This window comes from Nocardia sp. CNY236, from assembly GCF_000482385.1.
In the GTDB taxonomy this organism is placed as follows: Bacteria; Actinomycetota; Actinomycetes; order Mycobacteriales; family Mycobacteriaceae; genus Nocardia.
The window spans coordinates 1-1,260 of record NZ_AXVD01000078.1; the positions used below are offsets into that span (position 1 = coordinate 1).

The 1,260-nt window shown below is 61.0% G+C and carries 2 pseudogenes; one reads left to right on the top strand and one right to left on the bottom strand.

Going from position 1 to position 1,260, the window contains the following annotated elements:
* Nucleotides 1-191, bottom strand: a pseudogene (locus K940_RS29870) (transposase); the annotation flags it as partial.
* Between K940_RS29870 and K940_RS29875 the strand changes: the two are divergent.
* Nucleotides 154-684 (top strand): annotated as a pseudogene (locus K940_RS29875) (IS256 family transposase); the annotation flags it as partial. The pseudogenes K940_RS29870 and K940_RS29875 sit on opposite strands and share 38 nt — an antisense overlap.
* Nucleotides 685-1,260: the final 576 nt, after the last annotated feature.

Below are 1,260 nucleotides of genomic sequence, written 5' to 3' on the forward strand. Positions count from 1 at the left end.
AGGGCGTCGAGCATCCGATCATATTGGGCGGCAACCGATTGCGTATCTGCCTGATCGAAGACCGAGTGCAACAGGGTACGAACCCAAGGCCAGGACCTCTTCGGGCATACCGACATGAGATTCACGGTGTAGTGGGTTCTGCATCGTTGCCAGTGCGACGGGCTCAAGGGCCTGCCCGAGGCGATCACCACCGTGTGGCCGCAAACGGTGGTGCAGACTTGCGTAATCCATCTGCTGCGCAACACATTCCGGTATGCAGGCCGTCAGCACTGGGACCGGATGAGCAAGGACCTGAAACCGGTCTACACCGCACCGACCGAAGCCGCGGCGAAGGAGCGGTTCGCTGAGTTCGCCGCTGCCTGGGGTCCGCAGTATCCGGCGATCGTGCGGTTGTGGGAGAACGCGTGGGCCGAGTTCGTGCCGTTCCTCGACTACGACGTCGAGATTCGCCGGGTGATCTGCTCGACCAACGCGATCGAGTCACGCAACGCCCGCTATCGGCGTGCTGTCCGGGTCCGCGGACACTTCCCCACACAGCAAGCCGCGTTGAAATGCTTGTATCTGGTGACCCGTTCGCTGGACCCCACAGGCAAGGGTCAGGCACGATGGGCTATCAGGTGGAAGCCGGCGCTGAATGCGTTCGCGATCGCGTTCGAGGGCCGGATCACCCCGACCGGAAACTAACCCCAACCGGGGTCAGATCCACCGGCAATCCGACACTCCCGGCGATCTCGTCCGCGAGCAGAGCAGGTCTCAGCGGGCCGGGGTCGTGTCAGGTGCTGGACCACGGGATCAGCTGTTCGCAGATTCGCAGAGTGGCGTGCTGCAGATCGGTAGTGATGCATGCTGCCTCAGTGTCGGTGCTGGTGCGGCGGAAGTTTCTCGGGTGTGATGGAGCTGAGCACCCACAAGAAGAGAGCGTAATTCTCTAGGGTTCTTGTCTCGGGGAACACATCCGCTGTCAGTCCCCTCTGTGTGGATGTGTTCTCCGTTAGAGGGTGAAACAAGTCACCGACCCACGGCAGCCATGGACTCGGGACCGCCTTCCCGCCAGTGGCGTCCAATTCATTGGGCAATTTCGAAGGATACGCAGCCGGTATGCGTGAGCACTATTTTTTGACCGACGAGACACTCGAAGATCCTGAAACAGGGAAGAAACTCTATCGAATCAAAGCCACCATGGACCTGCCCTACCACGGGGTGCGGGCAGGCCAACTAGGCGGCTGGGTAGAGCACACGGACAATCTCGTCGACCGCGGA